General features: G+C 73.8%; 15 protein-coding genes and 3 tRNA genes. 12 read left to right on the forward strand and 6 right to left on the reverse strand.

Translation table 11 applies throughout. The annotated features are described in order from the left end of the window. Positions 1–28: 28 nt before the first annotated feature. A complete protein-coding gene (locus ABZ898_RS13115; protein ID WP_361656744.1) occupies positions 29–847 on the reverse strand; it encodes a glycerophosphodiester phosphodiesterase in 819 nt (272 codons plus the stop codon). Positions 848–1,248: 401 nt separating this feature from the next. Here ABZ898_RS13115 and ABZ898_RS13120 point away from each other — a divergent pair, with 401 nt between their 5' ends. Beyond that, on the forward strand, positions 1,249–2,691 hold the full coding sequence (locus tag ABZ898_RS13120; RefSeq protein ID WP_361656746.1) for a trypsin-like peptidase domain-containing protein: 1,443 nt from the start codon (positions 1,249–1,251) through the stop codon (positions 2,689–2,691). 73 nt (positions 2,692–2,764) lie between these two features. Continuing rightward, positions 2,765–2,851, forward strand: a tRNA-Ser gene (locus tag ABZ898_RS13125). 60 nt (positions 2,852–2,911) lie between these two features. On the opposite strand, the gene ABZ898_RS13130 is transcribed toward ABZ898_RS13125, so the two are convergent. Both ABZ898_RS13130 and ABZ898_RS13135 read right to left on the reverse strand, forming a co-directional pair. After that, a complete protein-coding gene (locus ABZ898_RS13130) occupies positions 2,912–3,307 on the reverse strand; it encodes a VOC family protein (RefSeq protein ID WP_361656749.1) in 396 nt (131 codons plus the stop codon). Continuing rightward, on the reverse strand, positions 3,304–4,182 hold the full coding sequence (locus ABZ898_RS13135; protein WP_361656752.1) for a bifunctional DNA primase/polymerase: 879 nt from the start codon (positions 4,180–4,182) through the stop codon (positions 3,304–3,306). The genes ABZ898_RS13130 and ABZ898_RS13135 overlap by 4 nt, the downstream gene beginning before the upstream one ends. Positions 4,183–4,750: 568 nt before the next feature. On the opposite strand from ABZ898_RS13135, the gene ABZ898_RS13140 reads away from it, so the two are divergent. Both ABZ898_RS13140 and ABZ898_RS13145 read left to right on the forward strand, forming a co-directional pair. Continuing rightward, complete coding sequence (locus tag ABZ898_RS13140) at positions 4,751–5,341, forward strand: SigE family RNA polymerase sigma factor (protein WP_361656755.1); 591 nt, start codon at positions 4,751–4,753, stop codon at positions 5,339–5,341. A gap of 130 nt (positions 5,342–5,471) precedes the next feature. After that, positions 5,472–7,127, forward strand: coding sequence for a long-chain fatty acid--CoA ligase (locus ABZ898_RS13145; protein ID WP_361656757.1), 1,656 nt, complete (start codon positions 5,472–5,474; stop codon positions 7,125–7,127). A gap of 39 nt (positions 7,128–7,166) precedes the next feature. Here ABZ898_RS13145 and ABZ898_RS13150 read toward each other — a convergent pair whose 3' ends face one another. Further along, positions 7,167–11,396, reverse strand: coding sequence for a PAS domain-containing protein (locus tag ABZ898_RS13150; RefSeq protein WP_361656760.1), 4,230 nt, complete (start codon positions 11,394–11,396; stop codon positions 7,167–7,169). 329 nt (positions 11,397–11,725) lie between these two features. Continuing rightward, positions 11,726–12,172 carry an SSI family serine proteinase inhibitor gene (locus ABZ898_RS13155; RefSeq protein WP_361656763.1) on the reverse strand — a complete coding sequence of 149 codons (447 nt, stop codon included), beginning with the start codon at positions 12,170–12,172 and terminating at the stop codon, positions 11,726–11,728. A gap of 200 nt (positions 12,173–12,372) precedes the next feature. On the opposite strand from ABZ898_RS13155, the gene ABZ898_RS13160 reads away from it, so the two are divergent. The 6 genes from ABZ898_RS13160 (at position 12,373) to ABZ898_RS13185 (ending at position 16,132) form a co-directional block, all read left to right on the forward strand. Continuing rightward, positions 12,373–12,463, forward strand: a tRNA-Ser gene (locus ABZ898_RS13160). A 227-nt stretch (positions 12,464–12,690) separates the two neighbouring features. Then, positions 12,691–12,763 (forward strand) — tRNA-Arg (locus tag ABZ898_RS13165). Between the two features lie 266 nt (positions 12,764–13,029). After that, entirely contained in the window at positions 13,030–13,446 is a 417-nt protein-coding gene (locus ABZ898_RS13170; protein WP_361656765.1) for a hypothetical protein, read from the forward strand. Positions 13,447–13,509: 63 nt separating this feature from the next. Next, positions 13,510–14,793 (forward strand): hypothetical protein, encoded by a 1,284-nt coding sequence (locus ABZ898_RS13175; RefSeq protein WP_361656767.1) that lies wholly within the window; start codon positions 13,510–13,512, stop codon positions 14,791–14,793. Next, entirely contained in the window at positions 14,790–15,389 is a 600-nt protein-coding gene (locus ABZ898_RS13180) for a hypothetical protein (RefSeq protein WP_361656770.1), read from the forward strand. Before ABZ898_RS13175 ends, ABZ898_RS13180 begins: the two co-directional genes overlap by 4 nt. Continuing rightward, on the forward strand, positions 15,386–16,132 hold the full coding sequence (locus ABZ898_RS13185) for an ATP-binding cassette domain-containing protein (protein WP_361656772.1): 747 nt from the start codon (positions 15,386–15,388) through the stop codon (positions 16,130–16,132). The genes ABZ898_RS13180 and ABZ898_RS13185 overlap by 4 nt, the downstream gene beginning before the upstream one ends. 88 nt (positions 16,133–16,220) lie before the next feature. Here ABZ898_RS13185 and ABZ898_RS13190 read toward each other — a convergent pair whose 3' ends face one another. Then, positions 16,221–16,703 carry a helix-turn-helix domain-containing protein gene (locus ABZ898_RS13190; RefSeq protein ID WP_361656774.1) on the reverse strand — a complete coding sequence of 161 codons (483 nt, stop codon included), beginning with the start codon at positions 16,701–16,703 and terminating at the stop codon, positions 16,221–16,223. Between the two features lie 79 nt (positions 16,704–16,782). On the opposite strand from ABZ898_RS13190, the gene ABZ898_RS13195 reads away from it, so the two are divergent. Continuing rightward, a complete protein-coding gene (locus tag ABZ898_RS13195; RefSeq protein WP_361656777.1) occupies positions 16,783–17,133 on the forward strand; it encodes an HGxxPAAW family protein in 351 nt (116 codons plus the stop codon). A 94-nt stretch (positions 17,134–17,227) separates the two neighbouring features. Then, on the forward strand, positions 17,228–18,100 hold the full coding sequence (locus tag ABZ898_RS13200; RefSeq protein WP_361656780.1) for a DUF2797 domain-containing protein: 873 nt from the start codon (positions 17,228–17,230) through the stop codon (positions 18,098–18,100). Positions 18,101–18,108 lie beyond the last annotated feature (8 nt).

The raw sequence follows: 18,108 nt of genomic DNA on the forward strand, positions 1-18,108 counted from the left end.
CCGGAGCACTCCCCGGAAGGGGAAAGGGTCAGCGGCCGAGGCGGTCCAGCACGGCTCGCGGGCGGTTGGTGATGATGGCGTCGACGCCCAGGCCGACACAGAGATCCACGTCCGCGGGCTCGTTCACGGTCCACACGTGCACCTGGTGACCGGCCTCCTTGAGCCGGCGCACGTACGCCGGGTGGCTGCGGGCGATCCGGATCGAGGGGCCCGCGATCGTGACGCCCTCGGGCAGGCGGCCGTCGCGCAGGCGGGGGGTGACGAACTGGGCGAGCAGCACCAGGGGCAGGGTCGGGGCTGCGGCGTGCACCCGGTGCAGGGAGCGGGCGGAGAAACTCATCACACGGACCGGGGAGGCCTCGGGCGAGGCGGGGGCGTGCAGCCCGTGGCGGCGCAGCAGGGCGAGGAGGCGTTCCTCGACCTGGCCGGCCCAGCGGGTGGGGTGTTTGGTCTCGATGGCCAGTTCCACCCGGCGCCCGGCGTCGGCCACGAGCCGCAGCAGGCGGTCCAGGGTGAGCACCGAGGTCTCCTCGCGGTCCTCGGGCCGGTGCACCCAGTCGGGCTCCTCGTCCCGGCCGGGGCGGGCCTTCCAGGAGCCGAAGTCGAGGGCCGACAGGTCGGACAGCTCCAGCGCGGAGACGGCCCCGCGTCCGTTGGAGGTGCGGTTCACACGGCGGTCGTGGACGCAGACCAGGTGTCCGTCGGAGGTGAGCCGTACGTCGCACTCCAGGGCGTCCGCGCCGTCCTCGATCGCCTTGCGGTAGGCGGCCAGGGTGTGTTCGGGCGCGTCCTCGGAGGCTCCACGGTGGGCGACGACCTGGATGGTGTGGTGTGGTGCGTGGGTCACCGCGTCATGGTGCCACCGGCGTGGTCGTACGGGCGGCGCGAGCGGGCAGGCGGTGAGGGGGAGCGCGCAACCGCGCGGGCGCCCGCGCATACTTATCTCACTTTTGCCCGAGAAGTCTTATATAAAGGGTGCCCACGGTCCCACAGGGACCGCTTACGGTGCTCTGACGGCCCGTGGGAAAAGCTGAGTACGTACAACAGGAACAGACACGGGACCACGCGCGTCCAGGTCGCGCCGGTCCACGCGTCTCGGGTTACGGGCGTGCACGCGGCCACGGACATGACCGACCATGGACCGACGCGACCCGTATACGACGCGACGCGACCGGTGGCGACCGAGCATGATCGAGTGCGACCGGACGCGACCGACGACAACAGCCGTGGATCGAGGAGAGAAGAGCTGTGAGCACCGAGAACGAGGGCAACGCGGTACCCCCGGCCCCGTCCGCACCTCCTGTGCCGGTGGCATCTCCCGCTGCTTCCCCGCAGGGCGGCGTGCCCGACGCGGGCGCGACGGCTCAGCTTCCGCCGGTGCCCCCGGGCCCGCCCGGAGCGCCGGAGCAGCATCCGTACGGACCCGGCGCCACCCAGTCCTACGGCGCCCCCGAGGGCTCCTGGCCGCCCCCGCCGCCGCCCGGCACGCCGGGCTACGGCGAGGCGGGCGCGGGCGGCTCGGGCGGCGGCTGGGGCGCCTCGTACCAGCAGCCGGCGCCGAAGCCGGCCGGCGGCGGGCGGGGCGGGCTGATCGCGGCGGTACTGGTGGCCGCGCTGGTCGCGGGCGGTCTGGGCGGCGGCCTCGGCTACACCCTCGCCAAGGACAACGACGGCCAGGGCTCCACCACCGTCACCGCCGCCGACAACGGCGCCTCGCAGGTCAAGCGGGCGCCCGGCACCATTGCGGGCGTCGCCTCCAAGGCGCTGCCCAGCACGGTGACCATCGAGGCGGAGAGCAACAGCGGTGAGGGCGGCACCGGCACCGGGTTCGTCTTCGACACCCAGGGCCACATCGTCACCAACAACCACGTGGTCGCCGAGGCCGTCGACGGCGGCAAGCTGTCCGCCACCTTCCCGGACGGCCGCAAGTACGACGCCGAGGTCGTGGGGCACGCCCAGGGCTACGACGTGGCCGTGGTCAAGCTGAAGAACGCCCCCTCCGACCTCAAGCCGCTCTCGCTGGGCAACTCCGACCAGGTGGCCGTCGGCGACGAGACCATCGCCATCGGCGCCCCCTTCGGGCTGTCCAACACGGTGACCACGGGCATCATCAGCGCCAAGAACCGCCCGGTGGCCTCCAGCGACGGCAGCTCCGGCAGCAAGGCGTCCTACATGAGCGCCCTGCAGACCGACGCGTCGATCAACCCGGGCAACTCCGGCGGCCCGCTGCTGAGCGCCTCCGGCGCGGTGATCGGCATCAACTCCGCCATCCAGTCCACCAGCGGCGGCAGCTTCGGCTCCGGCCAGTCCGGTTCGATCGGCCTCGGCTTCGCCATCCCGATCAACCAGGCCAAGTACGTGGCCCAGCAGCTGATCAAGAACGGCAAGCCGGTGTACGCCAAGATCGGCGCCTCGGTCTCCCTGGAGGAGTCCACCGACGGCGCGAAGATCACCGACCAGGGCACGGCCGGCGCGGCGGCGGTCGAGCCGAGCGGCCCGGCCGCGCAGGCGGGCCTCAAGCCCGGCGACGTCATCACCAAGCTGGACGACTCCGTGATCGACAGCGGTCCCACGCTGATCGGCGAGATCTGGACCCACAAGCCCGGCGACAAGGTCAAGGTCACCTACCAGCGCGGCGGCGACACCCGCACCGTCGACCTCACCCTCGGCTCGCGGGTGGGCGACAGCTAGGGCAGGTCCGGCGCCCACCCGGCGCCCGCTCCCGGTACGCTGTACCCCGCTCCGCCCCTGGTGGGCGAGGCGGGGAGGTGTGCCCGAGCGGCCTAAGGGAACGGTCTTGAAAACCGTCGTGGCAGCGATGTCACCGTGGGTTCAAATCCCACCGCCTCCGCAGTGCGCACAAGAAGGGGTGCCCCTCGTCCGAGGGGCACCCCTTCCGCGTGCCGGGCCCCTACGCCTTGGCGTCCTGCGGGTACCAGCGCAGCTCGATCGTGTTGCCGTCCGGGTCCTGGACGTAGATCGACGTGGCCTCGCCCCGTGCGCCGGAGCGCTGGACCGGGCCTTCCAGGACGGTGAAGCGTCCCGACTGGACGACCTCGTTCCAGTCCAGCGGGTCCACCACCAGGCAGAAGTGGTCGACGTTGGATTCGTGCCTCGGGCCCGCGACGATGTCGATGATCGTGTCCGCGGTGATGCGGACCGAGGGGAAGGGCGCCTCGCCCGCCCGCCAGGCGTCGACGTTCTCCGGCTGGAGGCCGAGGAGGCCCGTGTAGAAGCCGAGGGCGCGTTCGACGTCGGCGACGTTGAGGACCAGGTGGTCGAAAGCCTTGACGCGCGGTGAGGTCATGTCGTCTCCAGAGGGGTTCGCCCCGAGCGGGCAGCTGAGGCGAGGGTGGCACGTGCCTCCGGTTCCGGCAGCCCGTTTTCCAGGGCCGCGTCGAGCAGGTGCGGTGCCAGGGCGGGACCCGTGCCCTGCTCCCAGGCGCGGCAAGCCGCCCAGAACAGGCGGCTGTTGCGCTCGCCCTCGGGTGCGGTGCGCACGAAGCGCACCAGGGCGGCGCCCCCGTCGGCGGAGGGAGGCCGGGCCGCGCGGTCCGGCCGGGGCGGCGGGGGCAGGAGGAGGTCCAGCAGGGCCGGCGGGCAGGGGGCCGGGCGCAGCCGGGCGGTGCCCGGTGCCACCGTGTACGTGCCGCGGGTGCCCCGGGAGCCGGGGCCGACCAGGTAGCCGCCCGCGCCCCTGATGTCGATGCCGGGGGCCAGCCGGCCCGCCGAGTTGGGGACGGACACGTCCGGCGGCCCGGTGAGCCACAGATGGCGGCCGCCGCTCGGGGTGAGCACGACGACCGTCTCCGGCACCGCGAACCCGTGCCGCGCGGCCAGGGCGCGCAGCGAGGCCGGGGCGTCGGTGCCGGGCTTGGTGTCCAGGTCGACGCCGATCAGACGGTGCGGGGGCAGGCCGCAGGCGATGCCGTACCCGGTGGCCCAGGGCGCCGCCGCGAACAGCGCGCGCACGCGGGCGGGGTCGGCGGAGGCGTCGTGCACCCCGTGCCCGAAGCGGCCGCACTCGCCGTGGCAGGGCGGGTGCGCGGGGTCGGCCCGGTGCGGGGAGCGCAGGGCCGGGAGCTTCCCGCGGGACAGGGGGATGACGGCCAGGCCGCGCTCGGCGGCCGACAGCGCGTGGGCGAGGGCCAGTGTCCTGGTCCGCCGGTCCGGGAGGGCCATGCCTCCATGGTCGTACACGCGTTCGAGTATGGGAAGAGGGCCGGGATGCCCGGTCCGGCCCACGGTGCCCGGTCTCGGGTCCGGTGCGAGAAAAGTGTCGATGGGGGTTTATCGACATGTCATCACGCTTGCGTGGTAATCGGGGGGCCTGGGGAGATTGGGCCGAGGTGCGGCGGGCAGTACTCGGGTGCGACGTCGTGGAAACGAATCGGGGCGGTCGGCCGAACTCCCTGATTCAAGCCGTAGGCCGTTCTGGAGGCAGAAGATGGCAAGCAGTCACCGCGGACCTCTCCGGTGAGCCCGGGGCGGGGTCCCTGGGGAGGGGCTCCGCCGGGGTGTGCTTCGGGGTCATGACATCGGCGCGGCCGGCACTTCGGTGCCGCCGCGCCGATGCCGTGCGTGTGCGCGGGCCCGCGCCGGGCACCCTTCCGGGAGAACCCGCAGGCCGGTCGGAGGCCCGCTCCACCTTCAGGAGGTCCGGCACACCCCACCCCTACAACCTGAGGCGGACCCGGCTTCGGGACCTCCGGCCGATCCCCGGCGCCGTAGCCGCTCCTAGCGTGGAGTCATGACCGCACCCGTCTGCACCAGCGCCTCGGCCGCCGCCGCACCAGCGCGGCAGACTCTCCCCCACGCCCGGCTCGCACCGTCCGCGACCGCGCTCTACCCCTCCTTCGCCTCCTACGTCCGCGCCCGCCACCCCGCCCTGCTGCGCACCGCCCGCTCGCTGACCGCCAACCCGAGCGACGCCGAGGACCTGCTGCAGACCGCGCTCGCCAAGACCTACGTCGCCTGGGAGCGCATAGAGGACCACCGGGCGCTCGACGGCTATGTGCGCCGGGCCCTGCTCAACACCCGTACCTCGCAGTGGCGCAGGCGCCGGGTGGACGAGTTCGTCTGTGACGAGCTGCCCGAGCCCGAGCCGCGTCCCGGCGCCGACGACCCGGCCGAGCGGCAGGCGCTGCGCGACGCGATGTGGCGGGCGGTCCTGCGGCTGCCCGCGCGCCAGCGGGCCATGGTCGTCCTGCGGTACTACGAGGACCTCAGCGAGGCCCAGACCGCCGACCTGCTCGGTGTCTCCGTCGGCACCGTGAAGTCCGCCGTCTCCCGTGCCCTGGGCAAGCTCCGCGAGGACCCCGAGCTGGACCTGGCCCGCTGATCCGGGCCGCCCGACGGGCGGGGCACCGCGCCGAGTTTCCGTCCCCCTAGTGACATACCGCGCGGTATGTGCGCAGAATCAGCGCGACTCTACTTCCGTACAGGCAACGCTGCCGGGGAGGACGCCAGCCGTGCTGAGCACCATGCAGGACGTACCGCTGCTGATCTCGAGGATTCTGACCCACGGCTCGACCGTCCATGGATCGTCGCTGATCACCACCTGGACCGGCGAGGCCGAGCCGCACCGGCGCACCTTCGCCGAGATCGGCACCCGCTCGGCCCGGCTCGCGCACGCCCTGAAGGACGACCTCGGGGTGCGGGACGACGACCGGGTCGCCACCCTGATGTGGAACAACGCCGAGCACGTCGAGGCGTACTTCGCCGTCCCGTCCATGGGCGCGGTGCTGCACACCCTCAACCTCAGGCTGCCCGCCGAGCAGCTCGCGTGGATCGTCAACCACGCCGCGGACCGCGTGATCATCGTCAACGGCTCGCTGATCCCCATGCTCGCGCCGCTGCTGGACCGGCTGCCCACCGTCGAGCACATCGTGGTGGCCGGCCCCGGCGACCGCGCCCCGCTCGCCGCGGGCACCGCGCGGGTCCACGAGTACGAGGAACTCCTCGCCGGGCACCCGGAGCACTACGACTGGCCCGAGCTGGACGAACGCCGCGCCGCCGCCATGTGCTACACCTCCGGCACCACCGGCGACCCCAAGGGCGTGGTGTACAGCCACCGTTCGGTCTACCTGCACTCCATGCAGGTCAACATGACCCAGTCCATGGGCCTGACCGACCAGGACACCTCGCTGGTGGTCGTCCCGCAGTTCCACGTCAACGCCTGGGGCCTGCCCGACGCGGCCTTCATGACCGGCGTCAACCTGCTCATGCCGGACCGCTTCCTCCAGCCCGTGCCGCTCGCCGAGATGATCGAGGCCGAGCACCCGACGCACGCGGCCGCCGTCCCCACCATCTGGCAGGGCCTGCTCGCCGAACTCGGCGTCCGCCCCCGGGACGTCTCCTCCCTCACCCAGGTCACCATCGGCGGGGCGGCCTGCCCGCCCTCCCTGATGGAGGCGTTCGACGCGCTCGGCATGCGCGTCTGCCACGCCTGGGGCATGACCGAGACCTCCCCGCTCGGCACCGTGGCCCGGCCGCCCGCCCACGCCGTCGGCACCGACAAGGAGTTCGCCTACCGGCTCACCCAGGGCCGCTTCCCCACCTCCGTCGAGGCCCGCCTCACCGGCCCCGGCGGCGAACGCCTCCCCTGGGACGGCGAGTCGGCGGGCGAGCTGGAGGTGCGCGGCCCCTGGATCGCGGGCGCCTACTACAACGGCCCCGACGCCGAACCCCTGCGCCCGGACGACAAGTTCAGCGAGGACGGCTGGCTGAAGACCGGCGACGTCGGCACCATCTCCCCCGACGGCTACCTCACGCTCACCGACCGCGCCAAGGACGTCATCAAGTCCGGCGGCGAGTGGATCTCCTCGGTGGCGCTGGAGAACGCCCTGATGGCCCACCCGGACGTCACGGAGGCCGCCGTGGTCGCCGTACCGGACGAGAAGTGGGACGAACGCCCGCTCGCCACCGTCGTGCTGAAGGAGGGCGCGGAGGTCGGCTTCGAGGCGCTGCGCCTCTTCCTCGCCGAGGAGTGCGGCATCGCCCGCTGGCAGCTCCCCGAGCGCTGGACCATCGTCGAGACCGTCCCGAAGACCAGCGTCGGCAAGTTCGACAAGAAGGTGCTGCGCAGGCGGTACGCGGACGGCGAGCTGGACGTCACCCGGCTCTGAACGGCCGGCGGCCGGGGTCCACGGGACCCCGGCCGTACGTCAGTTGGTGCCGATGCGCGCCAGCAGGTCCACGATCCGGCCCTGCACCTCGTCGCTCGTGGAACGCTCCGCGAGGAACAGCACCGTCTCGCCCGACGCCAGCTTCGGCAGGTCCGCCTGCTCGACCGCCGCGGTGTAGACCACCAGTGGGGTCCGGTCGAGCTGCCCGTTGGCGCGCAGCCAGTCCACGATCCCGGCCTGGCTGCGCCGGGTCTGCATCAGGTCCATCACCACGAGGTTCGGCCGGAACTGGCCCGCCAGCGTCACCGCGTCGTTGTCGCTCGCGGCCCGCGCCACCTGCATCCCGCGCCGCTCCAGCGTGGCGGTGAGCGCCAGCGCGATCTCCGCGTGCTCCTCGATCAGGAGCACCCGGGGCGGATGCTGCTCGCTGTCGCGCGGCGCCAGCGCCTTCAGCAGCACGGCGGGGTCGGCGCCGTACGCCGCCTCCCGGCTCGCCTGGCCGAGACCGGCCGTCACCAGCACCGGCACCTCGGCGGCGACCGCCGCCTGGCGCAGCGACTGCAGCGCGGTCCGGGTGATCGGGCCCGTCAGCGGGTCCACGAACAGCGCGGCCGGGAACGCCGCGATCTGCGCGTCGACCTCCTCGCGCGAGTGCACGACCACCGGCCGGTAGCCGCGGGTGCTCAGCGCCTCCGACGTCGTCACGTCCGGCGCGGGCCACACCAGCAGCCGGCGCGGGTTGTCCAGCGGCTCCGGGGGCAGTTCGTCGTCCATCGGCTGCGGACGCGGGGTGTCCGCGACCTCCACGGCACCGCCGGGACCGTCCAGCGGCTCGGGCCCCTCGGCCGCGTTCGCGTCCGGAGCCCCTATGGCGTACGACCGTCCGACACCCTCGGTGCCCGGAGTCCGGCGCGGCTGCGCGGACGCCCCCGCCGCCTCGGGGTGCGGGCGCGCGCCCGGCTCGGGCTGCGCGTCCGGACGCGGGGCGGGCGTGCCCAGCTTGCGGCGGCGTCCGCCGCCGTTGGTCGCGTGCGGGGGCGGGGTCGCGGTCGGCTGCTGCACCTGGGCCGCCTGCCGGACGAACGGCACGCCCTGGCCCAGCGTGCGCACGCTGATCGCGCGCCCCTGGGTGGAGTCGGAGTCGCCCCCTCCCGGTGCCTCGGCGGGCAACGGCTGCGCGGCACGCGGCTGCTGCTGCGGCGGCGTGAACTGCGGCGGCAGCGCGGCACCGGGCATACCCGCGCCCGCGGTGTCGTCGTCCTCGTCGTCGGGCCACGGCTGCGGGACCGGCGCCGGAGCGGGCGCGGGCTGAGCGGGCGCGGGCTGTGCGGGCGCGGGCTGAGCGGGCGCGGGCTGTGCGGGCGCGGCCTCGGCGGGCAGCGGCTGCGCGGGTACGGCGGCCTCGGGAGCCGTCGCCTGCGCGGGTACGGGCAGGGGCTGGCCGGAGGTCGCCTGCGCCGGGATGCCCACGCCGGGCGCGGCCTGCGCCGGGATGCCCGGCTCGGGCTGCGCGGGCTGGGCCACGGCCCGGCGGCGCCTGCCGGTGGGCGCGGTGGTCGGATGCGGCTGCGGCGGCGTGTGGTCCTCGGACTGGTCCACCGGCACGGCGTCGTGCCGCCCGTCCTCGGCGGGCTCGCCCTCGGCGGGGAGCTGCTGCGGCGGTACGGCGACCGGCTGCGCGGGCGGCATGGCGGGAGCGGCGACGGGAGTCGGCGCGGCGGTGTCCGGGGCGGGAGCACCGGCCGGAAGGGCGCCCGGGGCCATGACGGGACCCGCGCCCTGGGCCGGGACCGGAACGGTGCCCACGGCCATCCCCGGAGCCGCGCCGGTGGCCGCGGCCGTGCCCGCGCCGGGCGCCGGAGCCCCCGGGATCGGGCCGACGCGCACACCCGGGGCCGCGGCCTCCGGCTGCGGCGTCCGGTCGGCCTCGGCGGGCGGCAGCGCGAAGACCGTACGCGCGCCGGTGTCCTGTGCGGCGGCACGCTCGGCGGCGGCCGCCAGCGCGCGGCGGCGACGGCCGGTCGGCTGGGCGTCGTCGGCCGTGGCGACCTCCGCACCCGGCCCCGGCCGGCTCCCGGCGGCGGGCAGCGCGGGCGGCAGGGCCGCCTGAGGCTCGCCCGAGCCCTGCCGGGCGACCTGACCGGCGGGCACCGGCACGCCCTGCGGCGGCACCGCGCCGCCGAGTCCCGTGTTGGAGGCGGCTGTTCCGGCGGCGTGCTCGGCGGCCGTCAGCACGGCGCCCTCGGCCGCCACCCCGTCGCCGGAGGGAGCCCCGGTCTCGGCGGGGCGGCCACGCCGCCGCCCGGTGCCGCCGGACCCCGGCTCCGCGCTCTCGATCGCGGCCGGACCCGGCTCCTCGGCCGCCGGGGCGCCCCGCCTGCGGCGACGCCCGGTGGGCGCGGGAGAGCCCGGTGCGTCGGCCGCGTCCGCGCCCGCCACCTCGCTCTCCAGGAAGGCGTCCGTGGAGGACCGCCGCGCCCGGCGCCGCCCGGCACCCTGATCGCCGACGAGGGCGATCTCGGCGCCGCCCGACACGGCCTCGCGCGGGTCCGGGACGCGTGCGGCGACCGTTCCCGCGCCGCCGCCCAGCGGCACTTCGAGGACGTAGGCGCGCCCGCTCATGCCCGGGACCTCATGGGTCTGGAGCACACCCCCGTGCGCCCGGACGATCCCGCGCACGATCGGCTCGTGCACCGGGTCGCCGCCGGTGTACGGGCCGCGCACCTCGATGCGCGCGACCTCGCCGCGCTGCGCGGCCGCGACCACGACGGTGTTGTCCAGGTAACCGGCCGCCGACACGGGGGCGTTGCCGGTGGCGTCCACGCCCGCCACGTCCGCCACCAGGTGGGCGAGCGCGGTGGCGAGCCGCTGCGGGTCGACCTCGGCCTCTATGGGCGGCGCGTGCACGGCGAACTGCACACGGCCCGGCCCGATCAGCTCCACCGCCCCGTCCACACCGGCCGCGACGACCGCGTCCAGCATCACTTTGGTCCGGGCGATGTCGTCCGTGCCGGAGTCCAGCCGCTGGAAGCCGAGGACGTTGTCGATGAGGGTGGTGATACGGGCGTAACCGGCCGAGAGGTGGTGCAGCACCTGGTTGGCCTCGGGCCACAACTGCCCCGCGTCGTCGGCGGCGAGGGCGGCCAGCTCGCGGCGCAGCTCGTCCAGCGGGCCGCGCAGGGAGCCGGCGAGGAGGGTGAGCAGCTGCTCGTGACGGCCGGCGAGCGCCTCGTACCGGTCCTTCTCGCGCTCGCCCAGGGCGGCGTACCGCTCCTCGCCCGCGGCCAGCTCCTCCTGGAGCTTCTCGCGCAGCTCGGCCAGCTCGGCCGCGCCGCGCTCGGCCAGCTCCTCCACCTCGGTGGTGTGCTTCTCGCGCAGCGCGTCCAGTTCGGCGGCGTGTTCCCCGGCGAGGCGCTCCAGCTCCTCGGCGTGCGCCTGCTCCAGCGCCTCCTTCTCGTCGGCCAGCGTCTGGTACGGCCGCCGGTCGGTGAAGGTCATGACGGCGCCGACGAGCTGGTCGCCGTCGCGCACCGGGGCGGTCGTGAGGTCGACGGAGACCTCGGCGTCGCTCTTGGACCACAGCACCTGCCCGCGCACCCGGTGCTTGCGCCCGGAGCGCAGGGTGTCGGCGAGCGGCGACTCGTCGTACGGGAAGGGGGAACCGTCCGCGCGGGAGTGCAGGACGAGGGTGTGCAGCTCGCGGCCGCCCAGCTCACCGGCGCGGTAGCCGAGGATCTGCGCGGCGGCGGGGTTGACGAGCACGATCCGGCCGTCGGTGTCCGTGCCGACGACGCCCTCGGAGGCGGCGCGCAGGATCATCTCGGTCTGCCGCTGCGAGCGGGCGAGTTCGGCCTCGGTGTCCACGGTCCCGGAGAGGTCCCGTACGACGAGCATCAGCAGCTCGTCACCGGTGTACGCCGAACCGTCGTACGCCTGCTGGGGGTTCTCCAGGTTGGCGCTGGTCACCTCGACCGGGAAGTCGGTGCCGTCCGTGCGCCGGGCGACCATCCGGGTCGGCTTGGTGCGGCCGGCCGGGTCCATGTGGTCGGGGCGGCGCATCGAGCCGGGGATCAGCTTGGAGTCGAACTGCGGGAGCAGATCGAGGAGTCCGCGCCCCACGAGTGCCGTACCCGGCGCCTCGAACGCCTCCAGCGCGATGGTGTTGGCGTTGACGACCGTGCCGTTGGCGTTGACCAGGAGCAACGCGTCGGGCAGGGCGTCGAGTATGGCTGCGAGGCGAGCAGCGCCTCGGGATGGCCTGCTGCTCACGAGACGCTTCCTCCCTGTCACCGCACCTTGCCGACCGCTCGGGCCATCTTGCCAACCGGCCCGCGGGGTGTCACGCGAGGGAGTCTAAAGGCTCCGCCCGTGCGCACGGCGCCGGATGGGAGGGAGGTACCACGACGAAGTGACGCCGAACATATGCCCGCATCCCGTCACGGGTCGCCTTCCGGGCCCGTGACATGCCGCCCCGCCGCCCTCTGACGTGCGTCCGTCCCCGCCCGCCCGGCCCGTGCCGCCGGTACGGTCCCGCCGCGCGACGACTCCGCCAGACCTTCGCGGGACCTTTACGGGAGCGGCCCGCGGCGGGCGCCGTCTCAGGCGTCCGGGGCCAGGTCCGGGAGGAAGGGCACGAGGCGGTCCCAGCGCGCGATCTCGCAGCCGTCGCCGCGCCGGAAGCCGGCGTCCACGGGGCGCCCGGCCCAGTACCCGGTGACATGGGCGGTGGCCGGGCCGCCGTCGATCATCGTGCAGAGGGTGTCCGGGGGGACCGGCGCGAACGGGTCCCGTCCCCAGCGGGTGTTCTCGTCGAGCACACGGCAGGCGTCGGCGGGGGCCGGGTGATCACCCCCACCGGGATGGCAGAACAGCTCGCGCACCCCGTCCCGCCCGGCCCCCGCGCCCCGCACGACGAGCGTGAGGTGATCACCGGCCCGGTCCTCGGGGAGCGGGGGCGGCGGCCCGGCGGAAGCGGCACCGGCCGGGGCGGCGGCGATGCCGCAGAGGAGTGAGGCGGCGAGGAGGAGAGGAGGGAGAGGACTCATGCCCATCCCAACGCACGCCCCCTGAGGACGTTGCGCCCTTCCCCGCGGGCCTTTCCCCGATCTTCCGCGCGCCTCGCCGGAAGAAGCCCTTTGCCCTGCGGGCCTCGCGCCTAGTACCGTGGGGATCGATTGGTGACACCGCGCTTGCCTGTGTCATCATCTGCACGCACCGATCGCGCGCTCGCGTGAGCGGTTGTGCTGGAGGCGTCGCCTAGTCCGGTCTATGGCGCCGCACTGCTAATGCGGTTTGGGTCTTAAAGCCCATCGAGGGTTCAAATCCCTCCGCCTCCGCCCCTGATCCGAAGCCCCGGTCCATGAGGACCGGGGCTTCGGCGTTCACGGGGTGCTTCCCAGGGTGGTCCGCACCCCCGCACACTCGATCTAGGTTTCGGCGTTTGCGCAGGTCAGAGCGGGTGCGGGGAACGGATTTCACATGACGGCGGCAGTCATGTAATGTTCTTCCTGTCGCCGGGACGGGCCGAAAGGCCAGGGAAACGGAGACAAAAACAAAAGAACAAGCACTCGTAGCTTAACGGATAGAGCATCTGACTACGGATCAGAAGGTTGCAGGTTCGAATCCTGCCGAGTGCACACAGACGAGAGGCCCCGGAGAAATCCGGGGCCTCTCGCGTTTCCCGGTGCATGCGGCGGCGCGGTGCGGCCATCGCCGGGCGGGGTGAATCAACTGGTGCGAAAGGCCTTGCGAGTTGGCAAAGAGGCCATGGAGATCGTGTACGCAATCGGGTTGTCACGGACACGACGTGGGGGCATGATCATCGAGGCGCCGCGGGCTGCAACCCGCGACGCCTCGCGCAATGAGCTATACGCCGGATCCCTGATGCCTCAAGGAGATACGTATGCCCATCTCGACCAGCATAAGACGCGCCGCAGTGGTGCTCGCCAGCGCCTCCGCCCTCGGCCTGATCGTGGCGCCGAACGCCTCCGCCAACTGGACCTCGTCCATCTCGAGCTGGGGCAAGGGCAACGAGTCCCGCCGCTGGGCCGACGAGTCCTACTCGCAGCTCCAGTTCACCGGCTGCTTCGTGCAGGGCGGGTCCCAGGACGTCACCGTGGCGTACTACCGAGACGTCCCGCTCAGCGTCGACCCCAAGTACGACTCGAAGACGTTCACCGCTTGCTTCAGTGGTGGCACCAGCAATGGTGAGTGGACCGGTCTGCCGTCCGGTGACTACTACTTCGCCACCACGGACGTCGGCGGCGGCGGCCTGCTCTTCGTCGACAAGGTGTACGTCGACACCACTCAGGCCGACTGACGGTCAACCACGAAGCGGGCCGCGTGGCTGTGTGCCACGCGGCCCCGCCGCGACTGGAGAGACGTGACACTTCGCAGTCACCTACGGATCGGCAGCCCGCTCTGGCTGGGCCTTCTCCTGATGTGCTTCACCGTCTACTACTACGTGGACGTGGCGGCCGAATGGAGCGATCCGCACGGCATCGGATGGGCTCCCGGAATGGTGGCCACCGCACTGGGCACGCCGTCCTCCTACTGCACCGCCTTCGTGGCCGTGATGGCCGCGTGGGAGGCGGGGCGGCTCGCCCGGGGCGGTTTCTGGGAACTGGCCCCGGCACGTACCCGGGCCCACGTCGTGGCACGGCAGCTCTGGCCCGCGGTGACCATGGCATGGCTCGCCGCCCTGGCCCCGGTGGTCGTCTCGCTCGTCCAGAACCGGACGGTTCCCGACGGCTGGAGCCTCCTCCCGCTGGGCACGGTCCTGGCCGACCTGGTGCTCTGGGCGGTGGTCGGGTTCGTCGCGGGGACCAAGGTGAACCCTCTGATCGCCGCTCCGGCCGTGGGTGTCCTGTCCTTCCTGCTCGTCGCGACATCCGTGGCCGTCGGGCCGGCGTGGTGGCGGCAGGTGGCCGGGAGCATCGCCGAGGCACCGGTGGCAGGGGAGACCTACAGTCTGGCGGCGGCCGCGGCGCCGGTCCTGTTCACCGCCGGTCTGGCAGGCGCGGCCGTACTCCTGTGGACCCTGACGGCGCCTCGGACCGTACGCGTCGTGACGGCTCTCGCGCTGGTGACCGCCGTGACGTTCGGCGCGAGCCGGATCGTGGACGGCTGGGGCTACTTCGGCGGCATGCGCACGCAGGCCGTGCCGACCAGCTGCGCCGGACACGCCCCCGAGATCTGCGTGGCGGCGTCGAGCAAGGCCGGGCCCGAGTCCCTCCGGGCCGAGGTCACCCGTACCGTCGAGCGGCTTCAGAGCGCCGGTGTCGCCCAGCCGCCGGAAAAGGTGATCGACACGGCCACCCAGGGCAGGTATCCGCAGCCGTCGTCCGCGAAGACCTGGTACGTCCCGCTGACCTCGTCCGCCCGCAAGGGCGAGCTCGGTTACCAGGTGATGCGCGACGCCGTACGCTTCCCCTGCCGGGCGCCCCAGCAGAACTGGGCCCGGGCCGTACTCGCCTGGGCGGCGGAGCGCACCGGGCAGACGACCCCGTACGAGAAGGCGCTGCGCGCGGACCCCTTCTTCGACGACCTGATCTGGCAGAAGGACCGGAAGCAGATCGACAAGGTCCTTCGACTGCCCGAGTCGGGGCAGCGCACCTGGTTCGCCCACGGCCTCGACGCCGCCTGTGCCAAGGGGAGGACCGCATGACGCTCTGGGCCCGTTGCCGCAGGGCGACGACCACGCTCCCGGCGGGATGCGCGGCCGCCTTCGTGCTGGTCCTGCTCCTGGGCGGAACGGCCGTGCCGCTGCCCGCGCTGACGCTCGGCGGCTCGGCCACCGTCCAGGTCGGCCAGTTCGTCCCGGTCGTCATGGCGGCGGTTCTGGCGCTCTGCCTGGACACCCGGGTTCCGGCGGCGGAGGCCAGCGGTATCCGGAAGATCCGGCGCATGGACGCGGCGCTCGTCGTCGGGGTGATCGCCCTCCTGACACTCGCCGGAGCGCTGACCGCCTTCGCCCTCGACGAGGCATTCACGCATCCGCTGTGGACTCTGGGCCGCAACACGGCCTGTGCGGCGGGCCTGTTGCTCCTGGCCCGCCCGCGGCTGGGCCGAGCGGCGGTCATGGTCCCCGTGGCCCTGGTCTTCTGTGTGATCCTCTTCGGTTACCGGCTGCCCACCGACCCCTACCCGTGGGGCTTCATCCTGGAGCCCGCCACCTCGCCGCTCGCGGCATCCGCGTGCGTCGTGACCGCGGCCGCGGGCGTCGTCACCCACGTTCTCGCCGTGAAGAAGGAGGAACTGTGAGCCTTCGATATGACACCTGCACCTACACCTACGGACGCAGGAAGCGGCCGGTGCTGGACGGGTTCACCTACGAGGTGCAGCCGGGGCTCACGGTTCTGCTCGGCCCCAACGGCGCCGGCAAGTCCACCCTGCTGCGGCTGGGCGCCTCCGTCACCACGCCCCGGTCCGGCAGCGTGAACCTGGGAAGGCTGAAGGCCGGCAGCCGGGAGTACCGCCGGGCCGTCGCCTGGATGCCGCAGAACATCGCCGCCGTGCCGTCGCTGACCGCCCGCGAGTACGTCGCGTACGTCGGCTGGCTCAAGGGCATGAACCGGCGTGAGGCGTGGGACGCCGCCCGGGGGGCCCTGCGTCAGGTGGAGCTGGCCGACAAGGAGGACGAACGGACCAGCGACGTCTCCGGCGGACAGCTGCGCCGCATCGGCGTGGCCGGTGCCCTGGTGCACGGCGCCCGGGTGCTGCTGCTGGACGAGCCCACGGCCGGTATGGACCCCCGCCAGCGGCGCGTCTTCCGCGACCTGCTGCGCGGACTGTCCGGGGACGTGGCGGTGCTGCTCTCCACGCACGACGTCGCCGATCTCGCCGAGGAGGCGGACCAGGTGGCCGTGCTGGAGTCCGGCCGGCTGCTCCACTCCGGCACGACGTCCTCGTTCCTCGCCCACTGCCCGCCCGGCGTGCCCGACGGCAGGATGGCCGAGGGCGCCTACAGCGCGGTGCTCGACGGTTCCCCGGGCTCCCTGTTGTAGGACCCGTATGCCACGGCCGAACGCGGAGCGGCCCCGGACGCCCGGGGCCGCTCCGCGTCGTCGTGTGCGGGGTCCGCTGCCCGCGTCCTCAGCCGGTCTCCTCCGACGACATCTCCGCCCGGGACTCGTGGGCCAGGGCCGTCGCGCGGGTGAACCAGTCGGTGATGACCGCGAGTTCGGCCGGGTTGTAGTCGGCGAAGAGGGTCATCAGGCGGGTGTAGTGGCCGCCGTAGGCCGCCTCCACGCGGGACACCGCCGCCGGGACCGCCGCCACCCGGACCCGGCGGCGGTCGGTGGGGTCAGGGCGGCGGGTGACGTAGCCGGCGCGTTCCAGGCGGTTGAGGACGCCGGTCACCGCGCCGGTGGTGACCTGGGCGCGGGCGGCGAGGTCGCCCGCGGTGAGGAGGTCGGGGCCGGCCTGGAGGACGAAGCCGAAGCAGGTCAGGTCGGTGACGGTCAGACCCAGCCGCCGGGCCATCTCCTGCTGGCCGATCAGGTGCGCGGCGATGAGGTGGTCCATCGCGGTCAGCGCCTGTGCCGGGCTCGCGGGCGGGCGGGACGTGCCGTCCATCTTCCTTGATTCCTTAGCTTGTGAGATATTCAGGTGGTAAATCTCTTAGAGTGTGAGAGACCTGTAGGAGGCCGTTCCCATGAGTCTGTACGACGAGGGTCACACGATCGCCGGGTGGACCGGCTGCGCCATCGCCACCGTCGGCAGTGGTGTCGTGGGCGCGGGGGTGTGCACGGGGTCCGCGGCGGCACTGGTCGGCGGGTCGGTGGTCGTGGCGCTCAGCGTGCTCGTCACCTGGGCGCTGCACCTCGGCGGCTGGGGGAAGCCGCCGGGGGTGCGGCCGCGTCAGGAGTGGGGCATGCGGACCCGCGACACCCGCGCCCGCGACGGCCACGCCGCCTGCGTGGGCTGCGCCCTGGCGGGCCGGCGTCCGGCCTCCGCGCCCGTGGTGACCGCCGCGGGGCCGGAGCCCGTGTCCGCCGTCGAGTGAACGCGCCTTTGGGCGCTCGCCACCAGGCCCTGGCGACCGGGCCCTTCCGTCCCCCGGCGGGCGAGGTCGGCGGCATCTCCTACCCTCTCGGGTGATGGCAGCACAGAACTGGATGTGTACGGGACTGCGCTGGTCCCCGGAGGGACCGGCGCTGCTCTGGTCCGGCGGGCGGCGCAGCGCGCTTGTGCCGGGCAAGCGGGTCGCCTTCGGCGTCCGGGACGGCGTGGCGCGGCGGTGCGTGGGCGCGCGCGGGCACCCGTGCCCGACGGGAGCGACCGTGCCGGCGCGGAGCACGGGCGCCCGCTGCGACGAGTGCGCCCGGCTGGACCGCGCGCACTCCGTGGCCGCCGACACGCTCGCCGACGACCCCCGGCCGTACCGCGTCTATCTGGCGTGGTTCGGGCCCGGCCTGGTCAAGGTCGGCATCACCGGCGAGGAACGGGGGTCCGCCCGGCTGCTGGAGCAGGGCGCCGTCTGCTTCAGCTGGCTCGGCACCGGCCCCCTGATGGCCGCCCGGCGCACCGAGGAGCTGCTGCGGGCCGCGCTCGGCGTCCCGGACCGGATTCCCTACGCCGTCAAGCGCGCCGTACGGGCGTCCCTGCCGGACACCGTCGAGGAGCGGGCGGCGGAGGTGGTGGCCCTGCACGCGCGGGCCGTCTCCCTCGGGAACTGGCCCGAGGCCCTCGTCCCGGCGCCCTGCCGGGTCACGGACCACATGGACGTCTTCGGGCTCCAGCGGGCCGGGGCGGCCACCGGCGCCGTCACCGGACTGGTGGCGGGCGGGCGGGTGGCCGGGGAACTCGTGGCCGCCGCCGGACCCGATCTGCACCTGGCCGTCGAGGGGCGCGGGGTGCTCGTGCTCGACACCCGGCTGCTCCCCGGCTGGGAACTGACCCCGGCTCAGGCTGAGGGCGAAGTCACCGTTCCCGTGAAGGAGTTCGGGGCGCACCAGGACGGGCTCTTCTAGCTTCCACA

It is taken from the genome of Streptomyces sp. NPDC046860 (assembly GCF_040645115.1).
In the GTDB taxonomy this organism is placed as follows: domain Bacteria; phylum Actinomycetota; class Actinomycetes; order Streptomycetales; family Streptomycetaceae; genus Streptomyces.

What these genes read in the sequence shown, in the direction of transcription:
- ABZ898_RS13155 (WP_361656763.1), bottom strand. Translation starts at nt 12,172, where the DNA reads ATGAGTCCTCTCCCTCCTCTCCTCCTCGCCGCCTCACTCCTCTGCGGC.
- ABZ898_RS13130 (WP_361656749.1), bottom strand. Translation starts at nt 3,307, where the DNA reads ATGACCTCACCGCGCGTCAAGGCTTTCGACCACCTGGTCCTCAACGTC.
- ABZ898_RS13140 (WP_361656755.1), top strand. Translation starts at nt 4,751, where the DNA reads ATGACCGCACCCGTCTGCACCAGCGCCTCGGCCGCCGCCGCACCAGCG.
- ABZ898_RS13180 (WP_361656770.1), top strand. Translation starts at nt 14,790, where the DNA reads ATGACGCTCTGGGCCCGTTGCCGCAGGGCGACGACCACGCTCCCGGCG.
- ABZ898_RS13200 (WP_361656780.1), top strand. Translation starts at nt 17,228, where the DNA reads ATGGCAGCACAGAACTGGATGTGTACGGGACTGCGCTGGTCCCCGGAG.
- ABZ898_RS13195 (WP_361656777.1), top strand. Translation starts at nt 16,783, where the DNA reads ATGAGTCTGTACGACGAGGGTCACACGATCGCCGGGTGGACCGGCTGC.
- ABZ898_RS13190 (WP_361656774.1), bottom strand. Translation starts at nt 16,703, where the DNA reads ATGGACGGCACGTCCCGCCCGCCCGCGAGCCCGGCACAGGCGCTGACC.
- ABZ898_RS13170 (WP_361656765.1), top strand. Translation starts at nt 13,030, where the DNA reads ATGCCCATCTCGACCAGCATAAGACGCGCCGCAGTGGTGCTCGCCAGC.
- ABZ898_RS13135 (WP_361656752.1), bottom strand. Translation starts at nt 4,182, where the DNA reads ATGGCCCTCCCGGACCGGCGGACCAGGACACTGGCCCTCGCCCACGCG.